Source organism: Sinanaerobacter chloroacetimidivorans (genome assembly GCF_018128545.1).
Classification (GTDB): Bacteria; Bacillota; Clostridia; order Peptostreptococcales; family Anaerovoracaceae; genus Sinanaerobacter; species Sinanaerobacter chloroacetimidivorans.
On the sequence record NZ_JAGSND010000007.1, the window covers coordinates 87,340 to 114,127 of the forward strand.

The window sequence follows — 26,788 nt, forward strand, 5'->3', positions numbered from 1 at the left end:
AAATGAAACATTCAAAGCAGTTGAGACTGGAGAATCCGATAAGAGTTATCGAACTAGATCCATACGGGACTTTAAAAAGAATCAACGTTGATTCAAATGATGTTATATGTGATGTGGGTGCAGGAAGCGGCATTTTTACAATACCAGCAGCAAAATCAACGGGAAATCGGGTATATGCCCTTGAAACGGATCACGAGATGCTGGAAATCATTAAAAAGAAGGCTAAAAGCGAGGGACTGGCGAATATCGATCTGATTCAAGTAGAAGGCGATAATATTCAAATCAGTGATAAGACGGTCGATGTTGTATTAATGGCAACCGTACTGCATGAGATAGAGAATCGATCCGTCTTTCTAAGTGAGATTAAACGAATTTTGAAAACAGACGGAAAGATCGTGCTGATTGAATTCTATAAACATGAAACTCCGTTTGGACCGCCTGTATCGCATAGGATTTCCAGAGAGGAAGTTATAAAGGCAATGGATGAAACGGGATTTTTCAACTCAATGGAATTTGCCCTGGGCGATAATTTCTACTGTATAGTTTTTGAGAATGGAGCAAATAGAAAATGAAAATATATGACTTAATCATAATCGGAGCAGGCCCTGCTGGGCTGTCAGCTGGAATTTACGCTGGAAGAGCGATGCTGGACACATTAATTATAGAGAAAGACTTAGAGGGTGGTCAGATTCTGCAGACATCTGAGATAGAAAACTATCCTGGTTCACTTGACATCGAAAGCGGCCCGACGCTCATTGACCGAATGATTGAGCAAGTTAAGAAGTTTGGTGTTGATAAAGTAAGAGATACTGTAGTTGATGTTGCTCTTGATGGAGAAATAAAAGCTGTAAAGTGTGATAAAGAAACCTATCATGCAAAGACAATCGTTATAGCCGGAGGAGCTTCCGCTGTTCCGATTGGAGTTGAAGGGGAGGAAAAGTTCAGAGGCAGGGGCCTCTCATATTGTGCGACTTGTGACGGCCCATTTTTCAGAGGTTTGAATGTTTATGTGGTCGGCGGCGGTGATTCGGCGATCCAGGAAGCATTATATCTTACCAAGTTTGCTAAAAAAGTTACAGTTATTCATAGGCGTCAAGAATTGAGAGCAGCTAAATCAATCCAAGAGAAGGCATTTAGAAATGAGAAAATCGACTTCATGCTTGATACCGTTATCAAAGAGATTCATGGCAGCGACGTAATTGAAGGCATGACGCTGGAAAATGTTAAGGATGGCAAGATTACAGAGATAAAGGCAGATCCAAACGATGGGACTTTTGGAGTCTTTGGTTTTGTTGGTTATAAGCCAAAGTCTGATCTATATTCCGGTAAACTCCATATGGAGAACGGCTATATTATAACGGATGAAAATATGCGCACGAATATTCCAGGAGTTTTTGCGGCAGGAGATATCAGGAAAAAGAGCTTAAGGCAGGTTGTAACGGCGGTTGCGGACGGAGCGATTGCAGCGGTACAGGCAGAAAAATATATCGAAGCATTGAAGAGTTAATCCCGCTTAACGTCTTATACAGTAGATGAAGAAAATAGAAAGCTTAAGCAGATCGGTATAAACGGAAGCCATTTAAGGTGAAATTCTTAACTGGCTTTTTTTATACGAAAAACCTCGTGGTCCTTAGTCAAGGGCAAGAGATTGCTCGATAATAAATATTTTTAATTCTAAGTATTGACAAACACATAGATGAGTATTAATATATACATATTCCCATATAAGCATATGAGTATGCAACGTAAATTGTTTAATCGGAAAGGAGCTCACAATGAATCAATTAATAAATGTTTTTAAAATATTATCGGATGAAACAAGGCTTAGAATCGTAGTTCTCTTAGCGCAGCAGGAACTTTGTGTTTGCCAGCTTTGCGGTATTCTTGATGTATCTCAACCCAAAGTATCAAAAAACCTATCAAAATTAAGAGATATGAACCTGGTTATTGACGAAAGAAAAGAAAAGTTTGTTTATTACAAACTCAAGACTGATAATGCAGTTTTAACAAATACTATAGATAATATTTTAAACGATTTAGAAAAATATCCTCAACTGGCATTGGATAAGAACAGGCTTATTGATAAGGAAAAATATTTAAATCAATGTTGTATTGATCAATAGAAGACGAAGTTGAAATGATTTGATCCAGGGAGACGATTTTATGATGATATTCGGATGGTTAAATGACCAATTACTTAAAATGGAGTGGCTTTCTAATCTTGTCACGCTATTAGTCGAGAAGGTTTTTGGACTAAGCGTTCAGGAAAGGTTAGGGGGCAGTATCCAGTTTTTCCTTTATGATGTTGTAAAAATATTTATATTGCTATCAGTGTTGATCTTTACAATATCTTATGTACAAAGTTTTTTCCCACCAGAGAGAACAAAACAAATACTTGGAAGGTATAACGGCATTTCGGCAAATATACTTGGAGCTTTGTTAGGGACCATAACGCCGTTTTGCTCCTGTTCTTCAATCCCCCTGTTTATTGGATTTACCAGCGCGGGACTTCCGCTAGGAGTTACTTTTTCCTTCTTGATATCCTCTCCGCTTGTCGATCTGGCGTCAGTTATTCTTCTTGCCAGCATATTTAACTGGAAAGTAGCAATTGCTTATGTATTGGTAGGACTTGTGCTTGCAGTAGTTGGAGGCACAATAATTAGCAAGGCGAAGCTGGAGAATTATGTGGAGCCTTTTGTCTACGGTAACAAGATAATAGACGTGGGGCAAGAAGAATTAACCAGAGCGGACCGGATAAATTTTGCGAAAGATCAGCTTAAGGATATTGTAAAAAAAGTCTGGATTTATATTCTGATAGGAGTTGGCATCGGAGCGGCGATTCATAATTGGATACCGGAAGATATTATCTCCGCAGTGCTGGGCCAGGACAAGTGGTTTTCTGTACTTGTCGCAACTTTCGTTGGAGTGCCGATGTATGCTGACATATTCGGAACGCTCCCGATTGCTGAGGCATTGGTTTTCAAAGGCGTTGGACTTGGGACCGTATTGTCATTCATGATGGGCGTTACGGCGTTGTCTCTTCCGTCGCTGATCATGCTGAAGCAAGTAGTTAAAACAAAGCTGCTCGCAGTATTTTTCAGTGTTGTAACGATTGGAATCATTATCATCGGATACGCTTTCAATATTTTTGGATACCTACTGATGTAACATTATAAAGATCTCTTGAACCGGCCAAAAAACACTTCACATACAATCTTTCAAAAAATATAAAGTCATCTAAGGAGTTTTATTATTATGGATAAGAAAAAAATAATACCCATTCTCGGGTTTGCAGGTTTTGTCGCAATGGCTGATAACTGGGTGGTATCACCAATTCTGCCTTCGATTGCTCAGAATTTGAACGTAGATATTGCGTCAGCTTCTATTGTCATTACAGCATATATGCTGCCATTTGGTCTGTTCCAGTTGTTGTATGGATATCTGGCAGAACGATTTGGGAAAAGGCAGGTGATTACCTTTGCCATTTCGATGTTTACAATTGCCACTGCGCTTTGCGCTTTTGCCGTTGCAATTCCTGATCTTGCAGCGTATAGAGCACTAACAGGAATGTTCGCGGCTGCAATAATGCCGGTTTCGCTTGCCTTGATTGGCGACGTATTTCCAGTAGAAGAAAGGCAAACGGCAATTGGTTCCTTTATGGGAATGTCTTTCCTTGGACAGGGATTAAGCATGGCGATTGGCGGTTCAATTGCGTATTTCCTGAATTGGAGAGGTGTTTTCGGTGTTTACGCGGGGCTAGCAGTTCTTTCTTCTATCCTGTTGTTCACCATCGGCAAAAATATACCTTCAACAAAAAATAAGGATACGAAAGCATTAATGCCTTATATCAATATATTGAAAAACCGTTCCAGCGCAATTATCTATGCATTAGTTGTCTTTGAAGGAATCTTTCTAATTGGTTCGTTTTCATTTCTTGGTGGTTTTATAAAACAGGAATTTGATATGAATAACTTTGTGATTGGAATGGTTATGACCGCTTTTGGAATAATGGCCTTGTTAGCAGGAAGAAGAGCAGGAAAGATAGCTGGCAAGATAGGTCGCAAGAAAACAGCAGTAATAGGTCTTAGCTTTGCATTTATTGCAGATATACTGTTAGTCACAATTGGAAACTTTTTACCAATTGTCATAATTGCAGTTGGCTTGATGGGATTTGGTTTTATGATGGCACATTCTACATTCCTTACGATCGCAACAGAATTTGCTGCGAAAGGAAGAAGTTTTGCTATGTCGCTTGTTGCATTCTGCTTCATGGGCGGCGGCGGTATTGGAACTGCAATTGGCGGCAGGATTGTTGCCGCATCAAGTTTTGAAAACTTATATGCGATTTATGGTGTAGGGCTTTTACTAGTGACAATTAGTGTACTAATTGTGAAGAGCAGCTTTAAAATAAGCATCCAACAAAAAATATAAAATAAAAGTTAGACTTTTAGATTGGAGATGAAGCATGTTAAAAATGATGAATGTCAATGTTACCTTAACCGGAAACAATGATAAGGCAGAAATATTAAAAGAAATAAGCTTGACATTAGAAAATAATAAAATTTATGTAATCACTGGCCCTAACGGCGGTGGAAAATCTACGATTGCAAAATCTATCATGGGGATCATTCCGATAAATGGTGGACAAATCATTCTTGATGACACTGATATTACTGACAAAAATATTACAGAGCGAGCTCAATTAGGTATTGGTTACGCCTTTCAAACACCTGCCAGATTCAAAGGTTTAAAAGTGAAAGAGATGTTGGATTTGGCAGCAGGGGAAAATAAGGTAGACAACTGTCAGATTCTATATGATGTTGGTTTGTGCGCGCAGGACTATCTTGATCGTGAAATCGATTCGACTTTTTCGGGCGGCGAATTAAAACGAATCGAAATCGCTAGCATTCTTGCCAGAAAATTAAAAGTTGCTGTATTCGATGAACCGGAGGCAGGAATCGATTTGTGGAGCTTTCACAGATTGACTGAGACGTTTGAAAAAATGCATCAAAAATACGATACAACTATAGTTATCATCTCCCATCAAGAACGTATTTTAAAGCTGGCTGATGAGGTGATTTTAATAGAGGATGGGACTGTCGGCAAAATAACAAGTCACGAAGAATTTTTAAAAGAAATAGCTCATCTTGATTCAGATTGTAATTGCAGAAATGACTGTATTAAAGGAGGTACTCAAGGTGCTGAATGCGGTAGATAAAAAACTATTGGAAGAAGTGGCCGATTTACATGATGTGCCTCAGGGGGCATATAATATTCGAAAAAATGGTGAAGGAATCAGCCGAAATACCACGGCGAATATTGATATTGTAACAAAACAGGACAAGCCGGGCATCAACATTATTATAAAGCCAAAAACAAAGGGCGAAAGTGTACATATTCCGGTTATTATTTCAAAAGAAGGGCTGAATGATACAGTCTATAATACTTTTGAAGTAGGGGAGGATTCGGATGTTCTAATCGTGGCAGGATGCGGAATTCACAATTCGGGTAGCGAAAAAGCACAGCATGATGGTATCCATGAATTTTTCGTGCGCAAGGGCGCTCATATGAAATATATAGAAAAGCATTATGGAGAAGGTGATGGCACCGGTGAGAGGGTTTTAAACCCTAAAACCATTATTGAAGTAGAAGAGGATGGCGTGGCAGAACTTGAAATGATTCAAATCAAAGGCGTGGATAAAACGATAAGAGACACCGAAGTAGTTCTTCATAAAAATGCCCGTTTAATTGTAACGGAGAGATTACTCACCTATCTGGATCAAAATGCAGAATCCAACATCACTGTGGAGCTAGTAGGGGAGGACTCAAGCGCCCAAATCATCTCGCGTTCCGTAGCACAGGATGATTCAAAACAGATTTTTCATTTAAACCTGCGCGGGCACGCAAAATGCCGTGGACATATTCAATGCGATTCAATCATAATGGACAATGCCCAGGTATCATCTATTCCCGAGATTTCAGCCTTTCATTCCGATGCTCAACTGATTCATGAGGCAGCGATCGGAAAGATCGCATCCGATCAGCTTACGAAGCTGATGACATTGGGACTGACAGAGAAAGAGGCTGAGGATACTGTTTTAAGAGGATTTTTGGGATAGATAAACTAACAATTAGTACATTGCCGTAAAAAACAACTGTAAAATAAACATTTGATAAAATAGCATAACTGAGGAGGATAAAATTATGGAAAAAGAGAAAGTTTTCGAACAAATAAAAAAAGAGATGGGGGAAGTGCCTAAACCGCTTGAAAACCTTGCTTCTCTTGATATGAACATTTTAATGGGACATCTTGAAGCAAAGAGAAATGCGTATGCGGGTGAAAGTCTTGATAAGAAGACAAAATCACTTATTGCATTGGCTGTGGGAATCGCAACGGATTCGCAGAGCTGCATCATGAACAATGTGAAGGCCGCTAAGAAAAACGGCGCTTCGACTGCGGAAATCATGGAAGCATATTCAGTAGCAAAGTTTTCAAAATCAGCTTCTTCTATTTCAGGCTTTGCTTCGGCCATGGAGTGGCTTTTAACCAATCGTGGTGAAGAGTGATGCCAGAACACAATCATGATCACAACCATGCCGAAGCAGGACATTCTCATGATATTTCAAGCTTATCGGGCAAAAAAATATTCTGGGTGACTCTGCTGAATGCAACGATAACGGTTGCTGAAATTGTTGGAGGAATATTTTCGGGGAGTTTGGCATTATTGTCCGATGCTGTCCACAACCTAAGTGATACAGCTGCGATTGCGCTATCCTACTTTGCAAATAGGATAGCACAAAAACCAAAAGATGCCAAAAGGACATACGGATATAAAAGAGCGGAGATCCTTTCGGCACTTATCAATTCTATTGTGTTATTAGCGATATCAATCGTTTTAATATTTGAAGCATTTAAAAGGTTTATGTCACCTGAAAGCATTAACGGAACTTTGATGATAGTAGTAGCATCCATCGGACTTATCTCTAATTTTGTTTCTGTATTTTTGCTGGAGAAAGACTCGCGTGAAAACCTGAATATTAAATCAAGCTATTTGCATCTGATAAGCGATACTGTTTCATCAATTGGAGTTTTAGTGGGTGGTGTGGCGATAAAATTATGGGACATTGTATGGATAGATCCATTAGTCACTGTGCTGATCTCGCTATATATTTTAAAGGAAACCTGGCAGGTTATAAGAACCACTGTTGATATATTAATGCAGTCCTCGGCAACGCTGGACTATAATGGAATAAAAAATGATATTGAAAAAATTGACAGGGTAAAAAACATCCATCACGTTCATTCGTGGATGATCAATGAAAAAACCATCTATTTTGAGGCTCATATTGATATGGAAGATATGCCGCTGTCAGAAGCGGAAAAAATTTACGATACAATTGAACATTTCCTGAAAGAGCATTATGGAATCAGCCATATAACGCTACAAGCGGAAGTTGATAAATGCAGCGATAAGAATATTTTTAAGATTTAGTTTAATTGTAGAAAGACAGAAAGTTGGTGGAAAATTTTGAATACTGCTTTATACGTTGTTACCGTAGTATTGCTAATTATTTCATACTATAAAGATAAAAAGAAGACAAAAATGTCTTTGAAAAAAGCTTGGAAGGCTTTTGAAAACATATTACCGGAATTCTTGGTTGTGATTTTACTGGTTGGCGTTCTGCTTGCTGTAGTAAATCCTGATGTTATATCAAAAATTATTGGATCTGATTCGGGGTGGGTAGGCGTAATACTGGCGGCGATTGTTGGATCTATCACCTTGATACCGGGATTTGTTGCTTTCCCGACCGCTGCAATGCTTTTGCAGGGCGGTGCGGGGTATATGCAGATTGGAGCTTTTGTTTCTACACTTATGATGGTTGGTGTCATTACAATGCCGGTTGAAATCAAATACTTTGGACAAAAAATAACCATATATAGAAACATTCTGGCATTTCTCTTCTCTTTTGTTGTTGCGTATATTATTGGTTTGGTGGTGACTGGCATATGAAAACAATTTTAAAAAGATACAGGGCTTTTATAATCGTAGCCGTTGCTATTTTGATACTCACGATTTTTAATTTTGAACTTGGGATGAAGGCGTTAAATATAACAGCCTATTCCTTTAAGGAAATGATCCTTGTAATTCCGCCTGTCTTTGTTCTCTTAGGACTTCTTGATATTTGGGTGCCCAGAGAAATAATGATAAAATATATGGGAGAGGGTTCAGGCTTGAAAGGAATACTGTTATCCATTTTTATTGGATCTGCCGCGGCCGGCCCCCTTTATGGCGCATTTCCTGTTGCAGCCGTATTTATGAAAAAGGGAGTCAAGTTCAGTAATATCTTGATTTTTATCGGTGCCTGGTCAACAACAAAGATCCCAATGCTACTCTTTGAGGTAACATCCCTTGGGATGAAATTCACCGTAACCAGATTACTGATAGATATCCCGGGAATTATAATTATAGCAGCTATTTTAGCGAAGTTGGTTTCGAAAGAGGAAGTCAAGAAAATATATCAAAATGCAGAAAAATTTGATCAGTAAAGTTTAAATGAAATAAACGAGAGGAGTGCAATAAAGATGATTATTAAAATTTTAGGAACAGGTTGTTCCAAATGCAAGAAGTTAGAAGCAAATACGAGAGAAGCCGTTAAGGAGCTAGGCATCGAAGCAAGTATTGAAAAGGTTGAAAATGTTCAGGATATTATGGCCTATGGAATTATGAGTACACCGGCACTGGTTGTCGATGAGCAGCTTAAAGTAGTTGGAAGAGTTCCATCTGTTGATGATATTAAAAAGTATTTTTAGGCTTGATTAAATGAAAAGCGTTGGACTGAAAGGCTTTGCTGATGGAAGGAATCTCCCAATCTTTACTTCACTTCTTACAGACCACAGAATTTAGAAAGCACCTCTTGACATAAGCTGTCCAGCAATAATATTTGTAAACGCGAATAAAAAGGAAATTAAAACATGATAACAGATTGACAATTATCGATATGAAGCATAGTATATAACATATCGACAGATATAGATATGAGGTGAAGCGATTGGGAAATCGATATGAGAATAATGCAAAGGTCTTTAAAGCTCTTTGCGATCCAAACCGGCTGATGATTATTGAAATGCTGCAGAATGGCGAAAAATGTGCCTGCAAAATCTTGGAAGAGCTTAATATTGGGCAGTCCACTTTGTCGCATCATATGAAGATACTATGTGAATCGGGACTTGTCAGCAGTCATCGGGATGGAAAATGGATGCATTATTCACTAGATAAACAGGGCTGTGAAACAGCAAAAAAACTATTAGTTGAAATTACAACTAGTAAATAGTAAGTTATTACAACTTTAAATGAGTTATTTGGGAGGTTAGTATGAAATCCTGTAAGAACTGTGGTTTAGGTACAAAAGAAAATAATGGGCTTATAAGTTGTTTCAAAGACAAAACGTTGAAACAACCAGAAGAGGATAAGGAAGGTTGCCTTTATTACATTGAGACAAGAAGTGAAGAAGATGAACCACTTACCCCGTTTCAACATTTGCTCTTAAAAGAAGATGAATTAAAGGAACGCAAGATGAAAGGTGTAACCCCTATCATTTTTTGAAATCGATGATTCTTGTGAGGTATTCAAAGTGGTAAAAAAAATTGATTGCTCCATAGCCGTTTTAGGAGGAGGTCCTGCGGGATATGTGGCAGCGATACGCGCTGCACAGCTGGGTGCTGAGGTAGTCCTTATTGAGGAATCGGAACTGGGTGGTGTATGTCTGAACAGCGGCTGTATCCCAACAAAGGCTTTGCTGAAAACTGCAGAAACAGCTGCGACCATTAAGGGAGCAAAGGAATTTGGTATTAATGGCAAGATGGAGAACGCTAACTGGGATCTTGCGGTTGCCCGGAAAGATCGAGTGGTAAAAAGCCTGAACACAGGTCTGGGGCAATTGCTCGATACACGGGGTGTTCGGATTATAAAGGGCAGGGGAACCGTTATAACCATTAATACGATTTTTGTCCAGACAATAGATGAAATCATTGAAGTCAACTGCAAAAAGATGATACTGACAACAGGCGCAGTTCCAATGAAACCACCGATCGACGGGATCGATTTAGATGGCGTTATCACAAGCAATGAGGCGTTGGATCTTGATTCATTACCTGAAAGCATCGTTATAATCGGCGGCGGTGTTATTGGAATCGAGTTCGCATCCTTGCTAAACTCATTAGGAGTTAAAACTACTATTATCGAACAGCAGGATACCATACTTCCGTTTGAGGATAAAGAAATCGTAACGGAATTACTTAAAATCATGAAACGTCAGGGAATTGCCTTCAAACTATCTGCATTGGTGTCAGAAATTCAAAAAACAGAGAATGGTCTTGCCGTGGTTTACTCCGTGGGCGGCAAATCATCAATTCAGGTCTGTGAAAAAGTTCTGGTTGCTGTAGGCAGAAAGTTGAATTCAGACATATTTCAGAACCTGCCTTTGCATATAAAAAAGGGTGCGATCGTTGTTGATGAAAATATGGAGACAAATATCAAAGGAGTATATGCAGCGGGTGACCTTACCGGAGGCAAGCTGCTTGCCCATCTTGCCTTTATGGAGGGAAAGACAGCAGCGGAAAATGCTTTGGGAATGAGTAGCAAAGTTAACTATAACGCCGTTCCTTCTTGCATCTACACGAATCCGGAGGTAGCATCGGTTGGCCTCACCGAAGAGGAAGCGAAGCAGGCTGGTATTTCTGTAAAAGTCGGCAGATTTAATTTCAGAAATAACGGTCGCGCTTTAACATTAGGAGAGCGCGAAGGTTTTGTTAAGGTAGTTGCAGATCAGGAGAATACAATTATCGGAGGGCAGATACTGGGTGCCGATGCTTCGGAAATGATTTCAGAGCTTACCCTTGCAATCACACTGAAAGCAAGAGCAGACACTCTGGCAGATATGATACATCCTCACCCAAGCTTAAGTGAAGCAATATGGGAAGCTTGTGCGGATGTTGCTGGCAGAGCAATTCATAAATAGGGGGATTATTATGGAAATCCTGCAAGAACAATTAAGAGCAAAAAAGGCAGGCATCTCATATGCAATGTTAACAGTGGCGGAGTCAGAGGGTACCACACCTTGCAAGCTCGGGAAGAAGATGCTCCTGCTTGAGGATGGAGCAACTTTTGGTACGATTGGAGGCGGCGAACTTGAGCGGCAAGCGCTTGAAGATTCTGCAAAAGCAATTAAAGACGGACAGAGTTTCTTTAAGCATTACGATCATAAGCCTACTTATGAAGAACCAGGTTTGGGGTGTAGCTTTAAAGTAAGCATACTTGTAGAAGTGGTTCGCCCTTTGTTGCAGCTTGTGATCTGTGGAGGTGGGCACGTAGGAAGTGCTGTGCTGCGTCTGGCTAAAAATCTGCATTTTGAAACTATATTAATTGATAACCGCGCAATAGACCAGATTCAAGATCAGATAGAACTTGCGGAGCGTTTTATCCCATGTGAGGCTTATGAGGCGGGAATTTTAAATGGAAATATCCGCGATGGGGCTTACTACATATGTTGCGCATCAACGCATACTCAGGATAAATCAGCCCTTAAGGGTATCCTGCAAAAGCGTTTTGCTTATTTAGGTATGCTTGGCAGTATGAGAAAGACCACAGAAATGTACCGTCAGCTAGAGGCAGAAGGCATTGGCCGGGAACTGATTGAGCAGATCCATTGTCCCGTTGGGCTGGATATCTGCGATATGTCTCCCGAGGAGGTTGCGTTTTCAATATTGGCCGAGATATTAATGGTTAAAAACAGTGGTACAGGGAAATCCCGCATGGATATTAGATAATAATTTATAATCAGGAGGTATACGTCATGGAAGAAAAAGATAAGTATGGATTTATTATGTGTGTTTGCACAGGGAAGTGCCCTGGATTTCAAGCAATGGACATTTGGGATTTTATCAATCAGGTAAGAGTTGAATTGCCGGTTGAATACGGATTCATTCATCCGCAGCTTTGCGAAGAGGATGGAGACCGGTTTCTTGCCGATTACTTAAAAGCGCATAGAAAGGTTATTATCGGAGCTTGTGCGCCTAATATGCAGAAAAAGATGTTTAAACAGGCGTTCAAGGATGCAGGGCTTGATGTGGAGAAGGATGCGGTCATGCTGGATATCAGAGATATGACCAACGAAAAAGCCTTTGAAATCGTGAAGAACGCGGTAAAAGAATTGGGATTTGAGGAGGTAGAGTAATGAGTGAATCAACCTTTATGGGTGTTCCAAGAGATAAAATCGACTGGAGTCCCCGCATTGACTTTAATAAATGCAATTACTGCATGGAGTGTGTTGAATTTTGCCCTCACAATGTATTCGAAGTTCATGAGAACGAAGAGCAAAAGTTTACTGTTAAAAATCCTGATAACTGTGTCGTGTTCTGCCGTGCTTGCGGGAAGACCTGCGGATTGGATGCGATCGATTTTCCAAACAAAAATGAAACCACAACTTATATAAAAAAGATCAGAAAGGAAGCGGAGGAAAATGAGTAAATCATACGCCATACTTCCCTGTAATGGGTTGGATAAATGTGCGGGATGTGTCTCGAAAGAAGTTGCCATCACGCTTTTAGAAAACACTGAAAGTGAAATCATCTGCCCTGTTTTCTACCGGGTGGCAGATGCGAAATATAACAAACTGGCGCAGGAGAAACCTTTGCTTGTTATTGATGGCTGCTCAACGCGCTGCGCAAGCAAGCTTGCCGCAGAGAAAAACTTAAAAATAGCTGAGAAAATAAATGTTACAGAGGAAGCAAAAGACAACGGTATAACTTTAAGCAATAATCTGCATATCGGTGAGAATGAATTAAAGCTTATAAAAGTGATTTCTGAAAAACTTACAACCGAACAGGACGCTATAGCCAGTTCTGAGGATTCAATTTCCTTCCCTGCAAACCTTACCTATGATTCTTATAAAAAAGACAAATTTGTTTTCCGTGTGCCGAAAGAACCTGGTTTCTTTTTTAATGAAAATGATGTGTGGGCTTATGTCGTGGGAAATAGGGCACGTATTGGCGTCACGGACTACGTGCAAAAAAGCCTGTCCGATATCATGTTTTTTACTCCGGCTTCCATCGGTAATGAAATTGAGCAGTTTGAAGAAGCCGGTTCCATTGAATCCGGCAAAGCAGTTTTTGAAATCGTGTCTCCAGTAGGAGGAAAAATTACTGCAATCAACGAAAAACTGATAGAGGCGCCGGAACTGATCAATCAAAATCCCTATGAGGAGGGATGGATCGCAGAGTTGGAACTGTCAGATTTTGAAAGCGATAAGGATTTGCTCCATGATTTCGATGGATACTATCCAGTGCTTAAACGAAAGGTAGATGAATTTCATGTCTAAAGTTAAAATAATTCCTTGCAGCGGCATTGGTAAGGTATTTGGATTAATGTCAAGGGAGGCCGTGCTGCAAGTTACTAACAATCTGTCTCCGGATACAGCTGAGACGGTATGTCTTGCGTATATTGTAACAGGTGATGACTCTGCCAGGGAAAAGGTTGAGGGATGCACGTGCGTTACAGTAGACGGATGCCCTGCTCTTTGCTCTGCTAAAAGCGTGGAGCAATCAGGAGGGATCGTAAAGGCAAAATATCGCGTAGTTGATGAAATGCGTAATCACAAGGGCGTCAATGCAGGAACAGGTACAGCATTGACTGAAGATGGCTGGAAGATTGTTGATGAGCTTGCGGAAAAAATCTCTGCAAAAGTTGCAGAACTGATAGAGGAGGAAAAGGTAAATGTCTGATATCCAAGTTGGAGTAATATCATGCAGCGGAGAGGAGTGCCTAGGTGGGACACTTTCCAGATTGGCAACAAGAAAGGTTATGGAAACGCTGCGGAAAGGAAAAGTAGTGTCACTCTGTCTGCCTCTTTACATTGCCGGCGGTGATGAGGAACGTGAATTTGCCAAAGAGTATCCTGTTATCGCTGTAGACGGTTGTGACAAGTGCTGTGCGAAAAGAGCTACATTGAAGTACAGCGGTGAGGTAAAGGATGCTCTTGTTCTTTCAGAATTACTTGGAGAAGATATTGCCCTTTCCAAAGTAGTTTCTGCCAGGGATTTAAAAGAAGAACACTACCATATGGCGAATAACATAGCAAAAGAAATATGCAAAAAGGTAGATGAAGTATTAGCTGAGTAAATTAACATAACGTCAAATAAATTATTGATGCCTTATAATAAATCCTTAAGGTAATAAGGGAGGATTCAATTAATGGATAACGATGATCGCGTTCAATGCTTTACCACCTGCCCAGGAGGATCGAATGTCTCATTGATGGCGTATAAAGCGGTAAGTGTATTAACAAAGGATGGAAATGGAAAGTTCATTCGACTAGCAGGTGAAAAGGCCCCGGAAAAAGACAAGCAGAGGCTGGCTGAGGCAAATGAATTTGCCAGTGAATGGATCTTGATCGAAGGATGTGACAAAGGTTGTGGTAAAAAGATCCTCGATGATTCGGGTATAAGTGTACAAAAGCATTTTTTAGTTACAAGCCTTGGCATCGAACGGGAAAACAGTATTAATTACAGCCCGGAGGAGTTGGAAAAAGTTATCACCGCAATCAAAGATCTTCTGGCAGATGCATAAGCAGGCTGTAACGCAGGGGGTAAGGGCTTGATTAATATCATCAATGATTCCACGGATCCGTATTTCAATCTAGCACTGGAAGAGTATTTTGTAAAATATAGGGACTTAAATGAAGACATCTTAATCCTCTGGCAAAATGAGCCGACGATCGTGGTTGGAAAGAATCAGAATACATATGAGGAAATAGATCTCGATTATGTAAAGAAGAATAATATAAATATTGTCAGACGTATGTCTGGAGGCGGTGCTGTTTACCACGATCTGGGAAACCTTAATTACACTATTATCAAGAATGATGGCCAGCACAAAAATGATTTTTCTTTTTTTGCTTTGCCGGTTATATCGTGCTTAGAGAAGTTTGGTATAGAGGCAACCTTCAATGGCAGGAATGATATTTTGATAGACGGTAAAAAGATTTCGGGGAATGCGCAGTATTTTTACAAGGAAAAGGTTCTCCATCATGGTACACTCCTGTTTTCAAGTGATTTAAACATTTTATCATTGGCACTGAACGTAAAAAAAGAAAAGATTGAATCAAAAGGAATCCAGTCTGTTAAAAGCAGAGTGACCAATATCAGTGAGTATGTTGAGGAAACAGTTTCACTGCCTGATTTTCGTGAAGCCCTAATCATCAGTATGTTTGGTGAAAACGAAAAAAACATCCAAAACTATAAACTGTCTGATGAAGATATTTCGGCAATCACACTGCTTAAAAATAAAAAGTACAGCACCTGGGAGTGGAACTTTGGACAGTCGCCGTCGATGAATTATGAAAAAGAAATCTGGTTTAATGCTGGAAATGTAACCTTGGCATTGAATATCAAGGGTGGGAAGATTGAACACTGCAAACTATATGGAGATTTTTTTGAAGTCAAGCCTATCGAAGAACTCGAACAACAATTTATAAATAAGCGATATGATAAGTCTGAATTAGAAGCTATCTTGTGTAATATTAGTATTTCTGATTATATCCTTTCACTAGATAATAATGAGTTTGTTAAGCTGCTTTTTTAGTAGTTAAATATTGAGGAGGTTAGGAAATAATGTTTAAAAAATGGTATCCTGTTATTGATTTTGTAAAATGTACGGAGTGCGGAACTTGTGTGGAGAAATGTCCTCATGGTGTTTATGCGAAAGAAAAAGCACCAACTCCAGTTGTAATTAAACCGGAAAAATGCATTTACAAATGCCATGGATGCGGCAACCGATGCCCGGTAGGTGCAATTACTTATGTTGGTGATAATACTGGTTGGACGCCGCCAAATGGAAAAAGTTCCGATAATGTGGATTGCGGCTGCGGTTCTGGTTGTGGTTGCGGAGGAAATTGCTAATGGAACAAGTGAAAAAGTCTAATTTTAAGTTTGTATTGTTACCGCTTGCTTTGGTAACCGTTGCTGTAGTAGTTTTATGTCATAAAAAATGCGGCAAAGACTGCTGCGGTTCGTGTTGTTAAACATATTAAATTTGGAGGATTACATACAATGGCAAACAATCAAAACGTAAGCACGCCGAAAAGCTTGGTAATAAAAATTGTAATCATAATCATTATAATTGCAGTCCTTGTTACGTTATGGTTCGTTAAAAACGCGGATGTTGAGAAAGGCGCTGACAATAATATAGATTCAGGCAGTATAACAGAAACCAAAGATATTAATCCTGATTTTGCACTTAATGTAACAGAGGCACTGGATCTTGAAAAACTTAAATCCTACGGAGTGCCAATCATAATCGATTTTGGTTCCGATTCGTGTATCCCTTGCAAGGAAATGGCGCCAGTTTTAGAGAAACTCAATGCTGAGCTGCAAGGTAAGGCCATTATTCGGTTTGTAGATGTATGGAAGTATCCGGACTTGGCACAAGACTATCCGCTTAGCGTAATACCAACTCAAATGCTTTTTGATAAGGACGGCAACCCATATACACCATCTGATCCCCAGGCATCTGGAATGACGTTGTATACTTCTCAGGATACCAACGAGCATATATTTACAACTCATGAAGGTGGCATGACGGAGGATATGATGCGCGGGGTTCTTGCGGAGATGGGGCTGGAGGAATGATCAATCAATTTCTTGAAATGTTGTCGGCACTCATAGCTGAGAGTTTTTGGCTGGCACCGCTATTGGCACTGCTTGCAGGAGTGCTAACTTCCGTTACTCCGTGCGCACTGTCGAGTGTCCCTCTCGTGATAGGATATGTCGGGGGTACCGGCAACAACGATCCGAAAAAAGCATTTAGATTATCAGCTACGTTTGCTCTTGGTATGGCAGCCACATTCACTGCTCTTGGTACAGCTGCTTCGTTGCTAGGCAATCTAATGGGGACTTCCAGCAGGTGGTGGTATATTGCTCTTGGTATCTTGATGCTGTTAATGGCACTGCAAACATGGGAAATATACTATTTTATCCCCCCAACATACCTTACAAGCAAAACAACAAAAAAAGGTTATATAGGGGCATTCATTGCAGGAATATTAGGCGGGATGTTCTCCTCACCTTGCGCTACCCCGGTTTTAGTTGTTTTGCTGGGTATCGTTGCCCGAAGTGGCAATATATTATGGGGCGTTGTTCTTCTCTTACTTTACTCAATTGGCCATAGCACGCTGGTATTGATTGCGGGAACATCAATTGGATTCGTAAACAAGGTAACTTCCAGCAGAAAATATGGTGCCTTCAGCAAATTGCTTAAATATGCGATGGGAACAGTAATACTATTGATTGCGTTTTATATGTTTTATATGGGATTCTAAAAAGATATGAGAGTATTATTCAGATGAGGTGGATGATGCAGGAAAAATCAGATGCGGCACAGATTGAAAAAATGTGGGAAGAGTTAAGCAAACCCCTTAAGAGGTTTATTAAATTACGTGTGAAAAGCGATCAAGATGCAGAGGATATTCTGCAGAACGTGTTTTATAAAATACAAACGAACATTGGTGGCTTAAGAGACGTTGACAAATTGAACTCCTGGATCTATACAATTGCAAAAAATTCTATCGCGGATTTCTATCGGATAAAAAAATTTGAAACGGAGGTCTTCGAAACGCCAGAGGAATTAGCTAGCGTGACTGATGATGAATCAACTGCAAACGAAGAGATTGCACAATGCTTAAAATCTATGATCATGTACCTGCCGGAAAAATACAAAGAAGCTATTCTTTTAACAGAATATCACAATCTAACCCAGAAGGAACTGGGCGAGAGGACCGGTTTATCTGCTTCCGGAGCTAAGTCAAGGGTTCAACGGGCAAGAGGAAAGCTGAAGGAAATGCTTTTGTGTTGCTGCCAGCTTGAATTTGATCGCCGTGGAAATGTTGTTGACTATAAACATAAAAGCGATGATTGTAAATTTTGTTAATAGAAAGTTTTGAAAACCTGCGTCCTTTTTCTTTTTGCCATGTCTTTATATATGTTAAGTCGAAGTGACGACCTATAGAAAGGAGATTTTTTAAATGGTTAAAAGAATGAATTCGGCAGGGTGCTGTTCTTGCGGTTCTGGCTGCTGTGAAGAACCTGCGAAAAACGAAATGGAGGAAAAGCGGATAATCATTGACTTTCTGTTCCTTGATTTGAACGTTTGCGCGCGCTGTCAGGGAACAGATACAAGCCTTGATGAGGCTCTTTTGGAAGTATCGACGGTTCTGAAGGCTACAGGTGTTGAAGTGGAGGTAAATAAAATAAATGTTGTCAGTGAAGAGCTTGCTGTGCAGCATAAGTTTATCAGCTCCCCTACGATCCGCGTGAACGGACGAGATATACAGATTGATGTCAAAGAAAGCTTATGCGAGTCCTGTGGCGATTTATGTGGGGATGAAGTAGACTGCCGGGTTTGGGTATACCAAGGAAAAGAGTATACAGTTGCTCCAAAAGCAATGATTATAGAAGCGATACTAAAAGAAGTGTATGGCGGGAGCGAAAACGGGAGGGTAGAACCGGAATATACCCTGCCGAATAACCTGAAGAAATTCTATGAAGCGATGGATAAAAAGTAAAATATATATTGCTTATAATAAAACGCAAATAGTGTTATGCAAGGCGGCTGCTGATGTTCGGTAGCCGCTTTGCGTAGAATTAAAAAACCAAAAGGTTGACATCATCAACTACTTAAATCTATAATATGGTTGACAGATTCAACTAAGTTTTTAAAAGATAGTACCTCTTGTTACACTTTAATTCCTTGTCTGGATTGATCCAATTAGTCTGTAATCTGAAGTATGTTATTGAATAAGCGGAGGGTGAGATATGAGTGAGAATTTATATAAGGATTATTCTTTGATGTTTAAAGCATTATCCGATGAAACAAGATTAAGAATTGTTGAAATGCTCTGTAGTAAAGAAATGTGTGCCTGTAAAATACTTGAATCCTTTAATATAACTCAACCTACACTTTCTTATCATATGAAAATATTAACCGAGTGTGGATTAGTTGATTCCAAACGGGAAGGGGCACTGATGAATTATAGCATTATCAAAGAGAAAATAAATATATTAATGGAATTTCTATCTGATATAAAAGGAAAATGTTTATAACTCTTTGTTGAATCATTGATTATCGATGGACAATTTATTTGGATAGTGGTAGTATATTCGTGTAAACGAATATATATATTTGTAAATATAATACTTGGTTAGGGGGTTGTTACACTGGATATTGTTAATGTCCTAAAAGCATTATCAGATGAAACACGGTTAAGAATATTGAACTTGCTTTATGAAAAAGAGTTATGTGTCTGTGATCTTGAAGAATCATTGGGTATTCTGCAAACGAAAGTATCCAGACATCTCGGCTATTTAAAAAAAGCCGGTTTGATAGAAAGTAGAAAAAAAGCGCAGTGGGTGTATTACTCTATCGCAAAAAACCCGGATACGGAATTCATAAACGATTTAATATTAAAAAACCTTAGAAACAACGAAATTTATAAAATGGATTTGAGTAACCTTGCTGTGTGGTTCAAAAAGAAATACATTGATTGTTAAGGAGGTTTGTATGAGTATTGAAAAACATGAAAGGCTATCGTTTCTTGATAGGTATCTGACATTATGGATTTTTATTGCCATGGCAATTGGAGTATTTGCAGGGTATACCGTCCCTTCGCTTGCCACTACATTAGAGGGGATGAGCACCGGAACGACTTCATGGCCAATCGCCATTGGACTTATCATAATGATGTATCCTCCCCTTGCCAAGGTAAAGTATGAAGAAATCGGTAAAGTAACTGAAAATAAAAAAGTATTCGGATTCTCGCTTCTGCAGAACTGGATCATTGGACCGATTTTAATGTTTGTCCTGGCTGCTATTTTCCTTCCGGATATGGCGGATTATGCTGTTGGATTGATTATCATCGGTTTGGCTCGTTGTATCGCTATGGTTATTGTGTGGAATACACTTGCCAAGGGCGACAACGAATATTGTGCCGCTTTGGTAGCACTGAATTCTATTTTCCAGATCTTATTATATTCCGTCTATATATACTTCTTCGTTACTTTAGTCCCAAAACTACTTGGTTTGGGCTTTGGAGGAGTTGCGGTAGATATCAGTATGGGTGATGTTGCAAAGAGCGTACTGGTTTACCTTGGAATTCCTTTTGCAGCAGGATTGATCACCAGATTCTCACTGATTTCGACTAGAGGAAAGGAATGGTATGAAAAGGTATTCATTCCTAAGATCTCGCCGGTCGCACTGATTGCATTGTTGTATACGATTGTAATCATGTTTACGCTTAAAGGTCAGTATATTGTACAGCTACCGATGGATGTTGTTAGAATCGCTATTCCGCTTCTGATCTACTTTGCAATCATGTTCTTCGTCAGCTTCTTTATGTCAATGAGGAGCGGATTTGAATATGGTCAGACTGTAACATTGGCATTTACCGCGGCAAGCAATAATTTCGAGCTTGCAATCGCAGTTGCAGTATCCATCTTCGGCATCAGCAGCGGCCAGGCTTTCGCGGCCGTAATCGGGCCACTCGTTGAAGTGCCGGTAATGATCGGACTTGTAAATGTAGCATTGCTGTTTAAAAATAAATACTATGATGAAAACGGGCTTCCGAAACATAAAAAGTAAACGATTGAATTATTAAATGATAAAATATAGTAATTGCCCTAGAACATACTGGGGCAATTACTATAGCAAAGAGGAAGAATTATGCTAATAAAATACGAGACGGAATTTAATACTGAACATGAAATCAAACCGGATCATATAAAAAAGGTATACATAGATCCTACATCTCAATATAATCTGGCAGTATTGAATTGAAATACAGTTACAAAATAACGCTCTAATCACGTGTTTCGTATGTTTCAGATTGTGTGTGAGCGCAGAGAAAGGAATAGAGCATTATGAAGATTGGAATTTTACCTTGCCCAGGTCGTTGCAATGTCAGTATGATGACCAAAACGGTAGCTGAGTTTTTCGTGGATGATGAAACAATACGTGTCCTGCCTAATTTATATTTGATTGAGAACGAAAAGGGTGTTGAAGAGAAGTATATTTCCTTAAATGGTTGCCCATCCGAATGTTCCTTAAAGGAATTTGAGATGGCCAGAATGAAACCTGATGAAGTCATCACCATTACAAAGGATTTTGATCCCAGGAATAATGAAAAATATGAAGTGCTATTAAATATTGACGAAGAGGTAAACTTAGTGCAAGAAGTAATTGACAAATTATTGAATAATAAGTAATACGTGGTTTGACGAAATTTTCGGAGATATGGATCCAGACCTGTATAGAAAAATTATAAAGGAAATTGAAGAGATTGATAGCGTAGAAACTATTTTTTTCGGGGGGATAGCGGAACCGTTTTCGAACCCCAATATCTTGACAATGCTGAAAGCCGCAGTTAATACCAATAAGAAAGTTGAAGTAATAACAAATGGGACATTCTTAGATGAGACGTTGATTAAAAAGCTTTTATCTATGAATATTGATACGCTTTGGGTTTCTTTAGACGGTGCAAGTCAAGAAAGCTATGAAGAAATTAGATCCGGATCAAATTACAATGAGGTCATAGATAGCCTGAAACTGTTTAATCAACTAAAGTACAGGTTCGGCGGGAAGACCAAACTTGGGATTGCTTTTGTTGCTATGAAAAGCAACGTCCATCAAATACCGGAGTTAATAAAATTGACGAACTCCTTACACGCCAGTGAATTAAAAATTTCCAACGTGATACCGTTCGATAAGAATATGAGGGATGAGGTTCTATATTCCAATTCTTTGGTATGCGGCAATAAGTCGGAAGATCTGTTTGATGTGAGGAGTACATTCCAGCCGATCATTAGTCTCCCTATCATGGATTTTGAGAAGCCGCAAGTGAAAGGGATTCTTGGTGAAGTATTTCAAAATGCCAGCTTGCTAAGAATCGGAGAAAATAGCATAGTCCGAAAATCCGGACATTGCAATTTTATTAATGATAACTGCCTGTTCATCCGGTGGGATGGAGAATTCAGCCCGTGCATGGCCCTTCTTCATAATAACATTACATATCTGTCAGATACCGAAAGAAGAATCGAGCACTGTTCATTTGGAAATGCCAAAGAAAGTAAGATTACTGACATATGGAATAACAAGGATTACTTTGATTTTAGGAGCAGGGTAAGAAAATTTGACTTTTCACCTTGCACGATTTGCGGTCATTGCAATTATGTAGATGATAACAGCGAAGATTGTTACGGCAATCAATTTCCGACTTGTGGCGGGTGCCTTTGGGCAGAGGGTTTCGCCAGATGTCCGTAATATCTGTAATGAATAAACTCCCAGCTTTTCATTAACTCCTCGCAAAAAATCGATGGCGATTCTTGCTGTTGATTTTTTGTTTGCAAATAAAGTAGCAAATGCATGAGGAAAGCATAGAATATTAGAATGAAAATGGTTGACAGTGGAAACCAAATGAAATATAATAGTTGACATAGGAAACCAAAATGAGGAAATAATATCTAAGGGAGGCAAACACGGATGAACAGTTTAATGGTTACAATTCAATATTTTATAACGATAATGGCGGAACTGGTAGTTTTGTTTATTGGAATCAGTACGATAATTGCATTCGTATTGATGTATATACCGCAGGACAAAATAAAAAACTGGTTATCTGGCAAGGGCATCTTCGGAAATATAATGGCGGTACTATTTGGAGCGGTAACACCATTTTGTGCGTGTTCCACGGTTCCGATGACGCTTGGACTTTTAGAAGCGGGAGTTAACTTCGGTACAGTTATGTCATTTGTTATCGCGTCGCCGCTGATGGATCCGTTGGTATTCATTTTACTTGGCACGTTTTTAGGTTGGAAAGTTGCAATCGGTTTTCTGATTTTAACTTCCGCTTTTGCTGTTATATTCGGAGTTGTCTTTGAGAAGATGGGATGGTCCAATCAAGTTAAGAACGTACGTATAAAGGGCGGATTGCATGGCCAGGGTGAGGAATTGCCTGTTGGGGTTAAAAACAGGCTGAAAGCAGCTTTTTATAGAGCCTTGAGTGATTTCAAAGGGGTATTTATATACATGATTATAGGGGTTGCGATTGGTGCGGCAATCTATGGCTATTTACCCACAGACCTTTTGGCGAAAGTAGCAGGTCGCGATAATCCGTTTTCAGTTATCGTTGTTGCTTTAATCGGAATGCCTTTGTACATTCGTGTTGAAGCAGCGATCCCGATCGGATTGGCCTTGTTACAAAAAGGCGCTAGTATGGGTGCAGTTATAGCTTTGATTATCAGTGGAGCTGGTATTGCGATTCCTGAATTAACGATGCTTGCCAGCATCTTCAAGAAGAAAATTATCATAGCGTTTATCATTATCGTCTTTATTTCAGCAGTAGTATCCGGACTGATTTTTAACTTGCTTCCTGTTAGCATATAAATGATATAAAAAAACAATGAGAGGGGATTTAATTATGAGTAATGAAAATGAGAAAAAAGGTATCTTTGGTCGACTGGGCGGAAATAAAAAGAGCAAAAGCTCGTGCTGCTGCAATGTAGAGATTGAGGAAATCCCGGAAGAAAAAGATGGTGACAAAAATGACAGCAGTATGCCAGACGAAAAAAATAGCTGTTGCTGAAGGACATTGATCCTTCGGCATAAGATTAACGCTTTTTGGTTCGGTGAAATGAAATTTATTTTTTGTTTATTTACTATTTAAAAATTGCAGAGAAATAGCAAAAGGGCAAACAATAACATTTTTTTGCAGCGAAAGTAAGGGAGCGACCTGTGATGAAGCTTTAAGAACACAGAGGTATCAACTATAAAGTAATACCCAGGTTTCGTTGCGCTTAATAAGAAAAGAGTCTTGATTGATCAAGCTCATGATGATGATGAAATGCACGTATATCACAAGATGAATGGCGGCTGAGTTTACGTGCAATAATCAAAGACGCCTATATCTCTTGGATTTTGAATGATACCAAAGGTGAGAAAGGAAAGCTATATAAGGGAGTGTGGGAATATGGTTGCAAGATCAATTGCGAATTTGGATATATTTAAGTTGATCGATGAAAATCAGGATTGCACCTATTATGGATGTAATCAAGAGTGGTATCCGGAAAAAGAACAAAGGGAAACTGGCTGCGGCCCGACAACAGCGTGCAACATACTCTTTTACCTTAAGCTGACAAGCGAGGCTTCACAGGGTAAAACAGATAAAAGTAAGCAGTTCGGGTTATCTCTTATGGAAGAAGCATGGAAGTATGTAACACCTGCCCAAAACGGAATAACCTCAACGATAAAGTTTTGCAAATATATACATACCTATTCAAAACGAAAAGGACTAAATCTTGTTTGTGAACATATGGATATTCCTAAGGATGGATATTCTCGCCCTGATTTTGGGACAATATTGGATTTCATTGAGAAAGCTTTAATTTGCAATACCCCGGTGGCATTCCTAAACTTGTGCAATGGCGAAGTGAAAAATCTCGACCGATGGCATTGGACCACCATTGTTGCCCTTGAATACAGCGAGGATTTTGGAAAGGTATATGTTGAAATTGTCGACGGAGGGCAAATTCATAATGTTGATTTCGCATTGTGGTATAAAACAACGAAGCTGGGGGGAGGACTTGTTCGCATTACTATGCCAGATATAGCCTCTACTGAAAGCAATCTGAAAATGACAGTAGGGTTGTAATAGATCCGAAGCCGATCTTCTTTTATAAACTTCGAATTAAACGTTGATGATTGATACAATATGTAATATAATTTAGTTGACATAGTAAACTAAATTTAAGGAGACTGGTATGGATAAGCAGATTTTAGGGATTTATAATTCGCTTCAAGAAATTGCATGGGACTTTGGCAGCCGCGGTATGAATGGTGAATGCTGCGAAGACCTGTCCTTTATAGAATTTATGGCTTTGAAGAAAATCAGCGAAAATGCAGAAATATCAGTACAGGAAGTGGGGAACTACTTAAACATTACAAAGAGTGGAGCCACGAAAATTATAAATCGGTTGGAGCAAAAGGGTTATGCAACTAGAAAGACCTCCCCTGCCGACGGACGAGTGTGCTGTGTCTGCATAACGGTTAAAGGGACAGAAGTGATGTCTAGAATTATAGGACAATATATTAATCATATTGAAGCTATCCTCAGGAATCTGGAACCCGGTACTATTAATGAAATTGAATCGGCGTTAAGACTATTTTCTGGAATTACCAAAAGTTAATTTATATGGCGTGACCACTATCTATTAAATCGCTTAATTATATCTGAAATGAGTGTGAGCCATAAACAGGCGCTTGAACCACACTCATTTGTTTTTGTTAAAGCTTGACAAAAATCAACATATTCAATATAATGCTTATATGCGCATTAGGGCATATAAGCATTTAAATTGGAGGTAATTATGTTAGAACAGCAGATGAAACTTGCTCTCGCGGAATTCTGGCATGTTGGATGGATCCTTGTGGTTCTTATTGCAGGTATTTCTGTACTTACTGGTTTTGTAAGAGAGTACATCCCACAGGAAAAATTTCAACAAAAATTAAAGAATCAAAATACGGTAAGCGGCGCAATCATGGGAGCAATGCTAGGAATTCTCACTCCTTTTTGCAGTGCTTCGATGGTTCCAGTGGCTATGGGTATGATTGAGATGTCGGCGCCATTTACAACGGTACTTCCATTTCTGATATCCGCGCCCCTTACTAACTTTGTAGTGGTGGGAGTTATATTTGGTACTTTTGGCTGGAAAATAGCCGTGATTTATTTCCTTTGGGTATTTGGCGGTGCAATAACAGCTGGTCTGACAATTGGTCGCAGCAGAATCAAGTATCAAGTTAAAAACCTGGCTGAAATTGCTGAAGAAAAAAGAAAGGGAAGCAAGAGCAGTTGTGGATGTGGATCGAACCAGAATACGGTATCTCCATGCTCTACTAAAGTTGAGAGAATGATTTGCAGCGAACCAATTATCATTCCGTGTGGTGTAAAAGAGGCAACGGAGGAGCCCCTGAGTTGCTCCGGGCGGGAAGTGATTACTATCGGTAGCTGCAATCAAACACAGCCAATAACTTGTAGTGAATCAGTTTCAATTGCTTGCACAGAGAATGAAGAGCCAAATGAAGTCAAGTGTTGCTCTAAACAGGTAGTCGCAGTGAGCGGTTGCTCTGCGCCTGCTGCTTCAGCGAACAGCTGCTCTGCACCGGCTGTTTCATCTGGGGATCATGGGGAAAAGGCTCGAAATGCTTTCCGATTTGCATCCGCGCTATTTAAACAAATTACACCGTATGCTATTCTGGGTGCGGCAATTAGTGGGATAACCCTTGCGTTTGTTCCAAGTACAATTGTAGAAACCTATGTAGGAAACGGATCCTGGTATGCAATCCCAATCGCAGCGGCCATAGGAGTACCGCTATACCTGCGAATTGAAATGGCGATTCCATTGCTAGGGACTTTACTTGCAAAAGGTATGAGTATGGGAGCAGCTATGGCACTGCTTATTGGTGGTACAGGAGCAAGTTTGCCAGAGCTCGCTATTTTATCTTCTATGCTAAAGCCAAAAGGGGTAATTGCATTTGCCTTAACGATTTTTACTCTTGCAACAACAGGCGGTATACTTTTTATGCTAATTATATGATTATTCAACGGCTCAGTACGATTCGGCAAGCTATTCTCCTTAGTGACTTAAACGGCCGGTATTATTGACAAGTTTTTGCTGTCATCATATACTTGA

The 26,788-nt window shown here is 39.6% G+C and carries 38 protein-coding genes; all 38 read left to right on the forward strand.

Going from position 1 to position 26,788, the window contains the following annotated elements:
• The first annotated feature begins 2 nt into the window (after nucleotides 1–2).
• The 38 genes from KCX82_RS11710 (at nucleotide 3) to KCX82_RS11895 (ending at nucleotide 26,692) form a co-directional block, all read left to right on the forward strand.
• Nucleotides 3–572 (forward strand): class I SAM-dependent methyltransferase, encoded by a 570-nt coding sequence (locus KCX82_RS11710; protein WP_227018655.1) that lies wholly within the window; start codon nucleotides 3–5, stop codon nucleotides 570–572.
• Nucleotides 569–1,507: a thioredoxin-disulfide reductase gene (gene trxB, locus KCX82_RS11715; RefSeq protein ID WP_227018656.1), complete on the forward strand. Its 939-nt coding sequence runs from the start codon at nucleotides 569–571 to the stop codon at nucleotides 1,505–1,507. The genes KCX82_RS11710 and trxB overlap by 4 nt, the downstream gene beginning before the upstream one ends.
• Before the next feature lie 268 nt (nucleotides 1,508–1,775).
• The gene (locus tag KCX82_RS11720; protein WP_227018657.1) at nucleotides 1,776–2,123 is read left to right on the forward strand and encodes an ArsR/SmtB family transcription factor; all 348 of its coding nucleotides are present in this window, start codon (nucleotides 1,776–1,778) and stop codon (nucleotides 2,121–2,123) included.
• Nucleotides 2,124–2,163: 40 nt separating this feature from the next.
• On the forward strand, nucleotides 2,164–3,168 hold the full coding sequence (locus tag KCX82_RS11725) for a permease (RefSeq protein ID WP_227018658.1): 1,005 nt from the start codon (nucleotides 2,164–2,166) through the stop codon (nucleotides 3,166–3,168).
• 87 nt (nucleotides 3,169–3,255) lie between these two features.
• Nucleotides 3,256–4,431 (forward strand): MFS transporter, encoded by a 1,176-nt coding sequence (locus KCX82_RS11730; RefSeq protein WP_227018659.1) that lies wholly within the window; start codon nucleotides 3,256–3,258, stop codon nucleotides 4,429–4,431.
• Between the two features lie 34 nt (nucleotides 4,432–4,465).
• A complete protein-coding gene (locus KCX82_RS11735; RefSeq protein ID WP_227018660.1) occupies nucleotides 4,466–5,218 on the forward strand; it encodes an ABC transporter ATP-binding protein in 753 nt (250 codons plus the stop codon).
• A complete protein-coding gene (locus tag KCX82_RS11740) occupies nucleotides 5,172–6,119 on the forward strand; it encodes a SufB/SufD family protein (RefSeq protein ID WP_264373261.1) in 948 nt (315 codons plus the stop codon). The genes KCX82_RS11735 and KCX82_RS11740 overlap by 47 nt, the downstream gene beginning before the upstream one ends.
• An 85-nt stretch (nucleotides 6,120–6,204) precedes the next feature.
• On the forward strand, nucleotides 6,205–6,567 hold the full coding sequence (locus tag KCX82_RS11745; RefSeq protein ID WP_227018661.1) for a carboxymuconolactone decarboxylase family protein: 363 nt from the start codon (nucleotides 6,205–6,207) through the stop codon (nucleotides 6,565–6,567).
• A complete protein-coding gene (locus KCX82_RS11750; RefSeq protein ID WP_227018662.1) occupies nucleotides 6,567–7,493 on the forward strand; it encodes a cation diffusion facilitator family transporter in 927 nt (308 codons plus the stop codon). Before KCX82_RS11745 ends, KCX82_RS11750 begins: the two co-directional genes overlap by 1 nt.
• A gap of 36 nt (nucleotides 7,494–7,529) precedes the next feature.
• Nucleotides 7,530–8,012, forward strand: coding sequence for a permease (locus tag KCX82_RS11755; protein WP_264373262.1), 483 nt, complete (start codon nucleotides 7,530–7,532; stop codon nucleotides 8,010–8,012).
• The gene (locus KCX82_RS11760) at nucleotides 8,009–8,548 is read left to right on the forward strand and encodes a permease (RefSeq protein ID WP_227018663.1); all 540 of its coding nucleotides are present in this window, start codon (nucleotides 8,009–8,011) and stop codon (nucleotides 8,546–8,548) included. Before KCX82_RS11755 ends, KCX82_RS11760 begins: the two co-directional genes overlap by 4 nt.
• Nucleotides 8,549–8,584: 36 nt before the next feature.
• Nucleotides 8,585–8,812: a thioredoxin family protein gene (locus tag KCX82_RS11765; RefSeq protein ID WP_227018664.1), complete on the forward strand. Its 228-nt coding sequence runs from the start codon at nucleotides 8,585–8,587 to the stop codon at nucleotides 8,810–8,812.
• Nucleotides 8,813–9,051: 239 nt separating this feature from the next.
• A complete protein-coding gene (locus KCX82_RS11770) occupies nucleotides 9,052–9,333 on the forward strand; it encodes an ArsR/SmtB family transcription factor (protein ID WP_227018665.1) in 282 nt (93 codons plus the stop codon).
• Nucleotides 9,334–9,374: 41 nt separating this feature from the next.
• On the forward strand, nucleotides 9,375–9,605 hold the full coding sequence (locus KCX82_RS11775) for a hypothetical protein (protein WP_227018666.1): 231 nt from the start codon (nucleotides 9,375–9,377) through the stop codon (nucleotides 9,603–9,605).
• A gap of 28 nt (nucleotides 9,606–9,633) precedes the next feature.
• Nucleotides 9,634–11,019 (forward strand): dihydrolipoyl dehydrogenase, encoded by a 1,386-nt coding sequence (gene lpdA, locus KCX82_RS11780; RefSeq protein ID WP_227018667.1) that lies wholly within the window; start codon nucleotides 9,634–9,636, stop codon nucleotides 11,017–11,019.
• A 10-nt stretch (nucleotides 11,020–11,029) separates the two neighbouring features.
• On the forward strand, nucleotides 11,030–11,827 hold the full coding sequence (locus KCX82_RS11785; RefSeq protein WP_227018668.1) for an XdhC family protein: 798 nt from the start codon (nucleotides 11,030–11,032) through the stop codon (nucleotides 11,825–11,827).
• A 26-nt stretch (nucleotides 11,828–11,853) separates the two neighbouring features.
• Nucleotides 11,854–12,234: a hypothetical protein gene (locus KCX82_RS11790; RefSeq protein WP_227018669.1), complete on the forward strand. Its 381-nt coding sequence runs from the start codon at nucleotides 11,854–11,856 to the stop codon at nucleotides 12,232–12,234.
• Nucleotides 12,234–12,527, forward strand: a complete 294-nt coding sequence (locus tag KCX82_RS11795; RefSeq protein ID WP_227018670.1) for a 4Fe-4S dicluster domain-containing protein — start codon at nucleotides 12,234–12,236, stop codon at nucleotides 12,525–12,527. Before KCX82_RS11790 ends, KCX82_RS11795 begins: the two co-directional genes overlap by 1 nt.
• Nucleotides 12,520–13,377 (forward strand): putative zinc-binding protein, encoded by an 858-nt coding sequence (locus tag KCX82_RS11800; RefSeq protein WP_227018671.1) that lies wholly within the window; start codon nucleotides 12,520–12,522, stop codon nucleotides 13,375–13,377. The genes KCX82_RS11795 and KCX82_RS11800 overlap by 8 nt, the downstream gene beginning before the upstream one ends.
• Nucleotides 13,370–13,780 carry a putative zinc-binding protein gene (locus tag KCX82_RS11805; RefSeq protein WP_227018672.1) on the forward strand — a complete coding sequence of 137 codons (411 nt, stop codon included), beginning with the start codon at nucleotides 13,370–13,372 and terminating at the stop codon, nucleotides 13,778–13,780. The genes KCX82_RS11800 and KCX82_RS11805 overlap by 8 nt, the downstream gene beginning before the upstream one ends.
• The gene (locus KCX82_RS11810) at nucleotides 13,773–14,177 is read left to right on the forward strand and encodes a putative zinc-binding protein (protein WP_227018673.1); all 405 of its coding nucleotides are present in this window, start codon (nucleotides 13,773–13,775) and stop codon (nucleotides 14,175–14,177) included. Before KCX82_RS11805 ends, KCX82_RS11810 begins: the two co-directional genes overlap by 8 nt.
• Nucleotides 14,178–14,249: 72 nt before the next feature.
• Complete coding sequence (locus KCX82_RS11815) at nucleotides 14,250–14,624, forward strand: putative zinc-binding protein (RefSeq protein ID WP_227018674.1); 375 nt, start codon at nucleotides 14,250–14,252, stop codon at nucleotides 14,622–14,624.
• A gap of 27 nt (nucleotides 14,625–14,651) precedes the next feature.
• The gene (locus tag KCX82_RS11820) at nucleotides 14,652–15,638 is read left to right on the forward strand and encodes a lipoate--protein ligase (RefSeq protein WP_227018675.1); all 987 of its coding nucleotides are present in this window, start codon (nucleotides 14,652–14,654) and stop codon (nucleotides 15,636–15,638) included.
• 29 nt (nucleotides 15,639–15,667) lie between these two features.
• On the forward strand, nucleotides 15,668–15,955 hold the full coding sequence (locus tag KCX82_RS11825; protein ID WP_227018676.1) for a 4Fe-4S dicluster domain-containing protein: 288 nt from the start codon (nucleotides 15,668–15,670) through the stop codon (nucleotides 15,953–15,955).
• A gap of 150 nt (nucleotides 15,956–16,105) precedes the next feature.
• On the forward strand, nucleotides 16,106–16,684 hold the full coding sequence (locus KCX82_RS11830) for a thioredoxin family protein (RefSeq protein WP_227018677.1): 579 nt from the start codon (nucleotides 16,106–16,108) through the stop codon (nucleotides 16,682–16,684).
• Nucleotides 16,681–17,373 carry a cytochrome c biogenesis CcdA family protein gene (locus tag KCX82_RS11835; RefSeq protein WP_227018678.1) on the forward strand — a complete coding sequence of 231 codons (693 nt, stop codon included), beginning with the start codon at nucleotides 16,681–16,683 and terminating at the stop codon, nucleotides 17,371–17,373. Before KCX82_RS11830 ends, KCX82_RS11835 begins: the two co-directional genes overlap by 4 nt.
• A gap of 35 nt (nucleotides 17,374–17,408) precedes the next feature.
• A complete protein-coding gene (sigZ, locus tag KCX82_RS11840) occupies nucleotides 17,409–17,981 on the forward strand; it encodes an RNA polymerase sigma factor SigZ (protein WP_227018679.1) in 573 nt (190 codons plus the stop codon).
• Between the two features lie 94 nt (nucleotides 17,982–18,075).
• Entirely contained in the window at nucleotides 18,076–18,615 is a 540-nt protein-coding gene (locus KCX82_RS11845) for a DUF2703 domain-containing protein (RefSeq protein ID WP_227018680.1), read from the forward strand.
• A gap of 250 nt (nucleotides 18,616–18,865) precedes the next feature.
• Nucleotides 18,866–19,153: an ArsR/SmtB family transcription factor gene (locus KCX82_RS11850; protein WP_227018681.1), complete on the forward strand. Its 288-nt coding sequence runs from the start codon at nucleotides 18,866–18,868 to the stop codon at nucleotides 19,151–19,153.
• Between the two features lie 120 nt (nucleotides 19,154–19,273).
• Nucleotides 19,274–19,600, forward strand: a complete 327-nt coding sequence (locus KCX82_RS11855) for an ArsR/SmtB family transcription factor (protein ID WP_227018791.1) — start codon at nucleotides 19,274–19,276, stop codon at nucleotides 19,598–19,600.
• Nucleotides 19,601–19,610: 10 nt separating this feature from the next.
• Entirely contained in the window at nucleotides 19,611–20,687 is a 1,077-nt protein-coding gene (gene arsB / locus KCX82_RS11860) for an ACR3 family arsenite efflux transporter (protein ID WP_227018682.1), read from the forward strand.
• A gap of 278 nt (nucleotides 20,688–20,965) precedes the next feature.
• Nucleotides 20,966–21,310: a putative zinc-binding protein gene (locus KCX82_RS11865; protein WP_227018683.1), complete on the forward strand. Its 345-nt coding sequence runs from the start codon at nucleotides 20,966–20,968 to the stop codon at nucleotides 21,308–21,310.
• Nucleotides 21,311–21,338: 28 nt separating this feature from the next.
• Nucleotides 21,339–22,364, forward strand: coding sequence for an SPASM domain-containing protein (locus tag KCX82_RS11870; RefSeq protein WP_227018684.1), 1,026 nt, complete (start codon nucleotides 21,339–21,341; stop codon nucleotides 22,362–22,364).
• 219 nt (nucleotides 22,365–22,583) lie between these two features.
• Nucleotides 22,584–23,486, forward strand: coding sequence for a permease (locus KCX82_RS11875; RefSeq protein ID WP_227018685.1), 903 nt, complete (start codon nucleotides 22,584–22,586; stop codon nucleotides 23,484–23,486).
• 34 nt (nucleotides 23,487–23,520) lie between these two features.
• On the forward strand, nucleotides 23,521–23,685 hold the full coding sequence (locus KCX82_RS11880) for a hypothetical protein (RefSeq protein ID WP_227018686.1): 165 nt from the start codon (nucleotides 23,521–23,523) through the stop codon (nucleotides 23,683–23,685).
• 384 nt (nucleotides 23,686–24,069) lie between these two features.
• Nucleotides 24,070–24,750 carry a hypothetical protein gene (locus KCX82_RS11885; RefSeq protein ID WP_227018687.1) on the forward strand — a complete coding sequence of 227 codons (681 nt, stop codon included), beginning with the start codon at nucleotides 24,070–24,072 and terminating at the stop codon, nucleotides 24,748–24,750.
• 109 nt (nucleotides 24,751–24,859) lie between these two features.
• Nucleotides 24,860–25,285 carry a MarR family winged helix-turn-helix transcriptional regulator gene (locus KCX82_RS11890; protein ID WP_227018688.1) on the forward strand — a complete coding sequence of 142 codons (426 nt, stop codon included), beginning with the start codon at nucleotides 24,860–24,862 and terminating at the stop codon, nucleotides 25,283–25,285.
• A 180-nt stretch (nucleotides 25,286–25,465) separates the two neighbouring features.
• Nucleotides 25,466–26,692, forward strand: coding sequence for a permease (locus tag KCX82_RS11895; RefSeq protein WP_227018689.1), 1,227 nt, complete (start codon nucleotides 25,466–25,468; stop codon nucleotides 26,690–26,692).
• Nucleotides 26,693–26,788: the final 96 nt, after the last annotated feature.

Bases quoted from the DNA above. Each gene is read 5' to 3' on its own strand.
- KCX82_RS11710 (WP_227018655.1), top strand. From the start codon at position 3: ATGAAACATTCAAAGCAGTTGAGACTGGAGAATCCGATAAGAGTTATC.
- trxB (WP_227018656.1), top strand. From the start codon at position 569: ATGAAAATATATGACTTAATCATAATCGGAGCAGGCCCTGCTGGGCTG.
- KCX82_RS11720 (WP_227018657.1), top strand. From the start codon at position 1,776: ATGAATCAATTAATAAATGTTTTTAAAATATTATCGGATGAAACAAGG.
- KCX82_RS11725 (WP_227018658.1), top strand. From the start codon at position 2,164: ATGATGATATTCGGATGGTTAAATGACCAATTACTTAAAATGGAGTGG.
- KCX82_RS11730 (WP_227018659.1), top strand. From the start codon at position 3,256: ATGGATAAGAAAAAAATAATACCCATTCTCGGGTTTGCAGGTTTTGTC.
- KCX82_RS11735 (WP_227018660.1), top strand. From the start codon at position 4,466: ATGTTAAAAATGATGAATGTCAATGTTACCTTAACCGGAAACAATGAT.
- KCX82_RS11740 (WP_264373261.1), top strand. From the start codon at position 5,172: ATGACTGTATTAAAGGAGGTACTCAAGGTGCTGAATGCGGTAGATAAA.
- KCX82_RS11745 (WP_227018661.1), top strand. From the start codon at position 6,205: ATGGAAAAAGAGAAAGTTTTCGAACAAATAAAAAAAGAGATGGGGGAA.
- KCX82_RS11750 (WP_227018662.1), top strand. From the start codon at position 6,567: ATGCCAGAACACAATCATGATCACAACCATGCCGAAGCAGGACATTCT.
- KCX82_RS11760 (WP_227018663.1), top strand. From the start codon at position 8,009: ATGAAAACAATTTTAAAAAGATACAGGGCTTTTATAATCGTAGCCGTT.
- KCX82_RS11765 (WP_227018664.1), top strand. From the start codon at position 8,585: ATGATTATTAAAATTTTAGGAACAGGTTGTTCCAAATGCAAGAAGTTA.
- KCX82_RS11775 (WP_227018666.1), top strand. From the start codon at position 9,375: ATGAAATCCTGTAAGAACTGTGGTTTAGGTACAAAAGAAAATAATGGG.
- KCX82_RS11785 (WP_227018668.1), top strand. From the start codon at position 11,030: ATGGAAATCCTGCAAGAACAATTAAGAGCAAAAAAGGCAGGCATCTCA.
- KCX82_RS11790 (WP_227018669.1), top strand. From the start codon at position 11,854: ATGGAAGAAAAAGATAAGTATGGATTTATTATGTGTGTTTGCACAGGG.
- KCX82_RS11795 (WP_227018670.1), top strand. From the start codon at position 12,234: ATGAGTGAATCAACCTTTATGGGTGTTCCAAGAGATAAAATCGACTGG.
- KCX82_RS11800 (WP_227018671.1), top strand. From the start codon at position 12,520: ATGAGTAAATCATACGCCATACTTCCCTGTAATGGGTTGGATAAATGT.
- KCX82_RS11805 (WP_227018672.1), top strand. From the start codon at position 13,370: ATGTCTAAAGTTAAAATAATTCCTTGCAGCGGCATTGGTAAGGTATTT.
- KCX82_RS11810 (WP_227018673.1), top strand. From the start codon at position 13,773: ATGTCTGATATCCAAGTTGGAGTAATATCATGCAGCGGAGAGGAGTGC.
- KCX82_RS11815 (WP_227018674.1), top strand. From the start codon at position 14,250: ATGGATAACGATGATCGCGTTCAATGCTTTACCACCTGCCCAGGAGGA.
- KCX82_RS11825 (WP_227018676.1), top strand. From the start codon at position 15,668: ATGTTTAAAAAATGGTATCCTGTTATTGATTTTGTAAAATGTACGGAG.
- KCX82_RS11830 (WP_227018677.1), top strand. From the start codon at position 16,106: ATGGCAAACAATCAAAACGTAAGCACGCCGAAAAGCTTGGTAATAAAA.
- KCX82_RS11835 (WP_227018678.1), top strand. From the start codon at position 16,681: ATGATCAATCAATTTCTTGAAATGTTGTCGGCACTCATAGCTGAGAGT.
- sigZ (WP_227018679.1), top strand. From the start codon at position 17,409: ATGCAGGAAAAATCAGATGCGGCACAGATTGAAAAAATGTGGGAAGAG.
- KCX82_RS11845 (WP_227018680.1), top strand. From the start codon at position 18,076: ATGGTTAAAAGAATGAATTCGGCAGGGTGCTGTTCTTGCGGTTCTGGC.
- KCX82_RS11850 (WP_227018681.1), top strand. From the start codon at position 18,866: ATGAGTGAGAATTTATATAAGGATTATTCTTTGATGTTTAAAGCATTA.
- arsB (WP_227018682.1), top strand. From the start codon at position 19,611: ATGAGTATTGAAAAACATGAAAGGCTATCGTTTCTTGATAGGTATCTG.
- KCX82_RS11865 (WP_227018683.1), top strand. From the start codon at position 20,966: ATGAAGATTGGAATTTTACCTTGCCCAGGTCGTTGCAATGTCAGTATG.
- KCX82_RS11870 (WP_227018684.1), top strand. From the start codon at position 21,339: ATGGATCCAGACCTGTATAGAAAAATTATAAAGGAAATTGAAGAGATT.
- KCX82_RS11875 (WP_227018685.1), top strand. From the start codon at position 22,584: ATGAACAGTTTAATGGTTACAATTCAATATTTTATAACGATAATGGCG.
- KCX82_RS11880 (WP_227018686.1), top strand. From the start codon at position 23,521: ATGAGTAATGAAAATGAGAAAAAAGGTATCTTTGGTCGACTGGGCGGA.
- KCX82_RS11885 (WP_227018687.1), top strand. From the start codon at position 24,070: ATGGTTGCAAGATCAATTGCGAATTTGGATATATTTAAGTTGATCGAT.
- KCX82_RS11890 (WP_227018688.1), top strand. From the start codon at position 24,860: ATGGATAAGCAGATTTTAGGGATTTATAATTCGCTTCAAGAAATTGCA.
- KCX82_RS11895 (WP_227018689.1), top strand. From the start codon at position 25,466: ATGTTAGAACAGCAGATGAAACTTGCTCTCGCGGAATTCTGGCATGTT.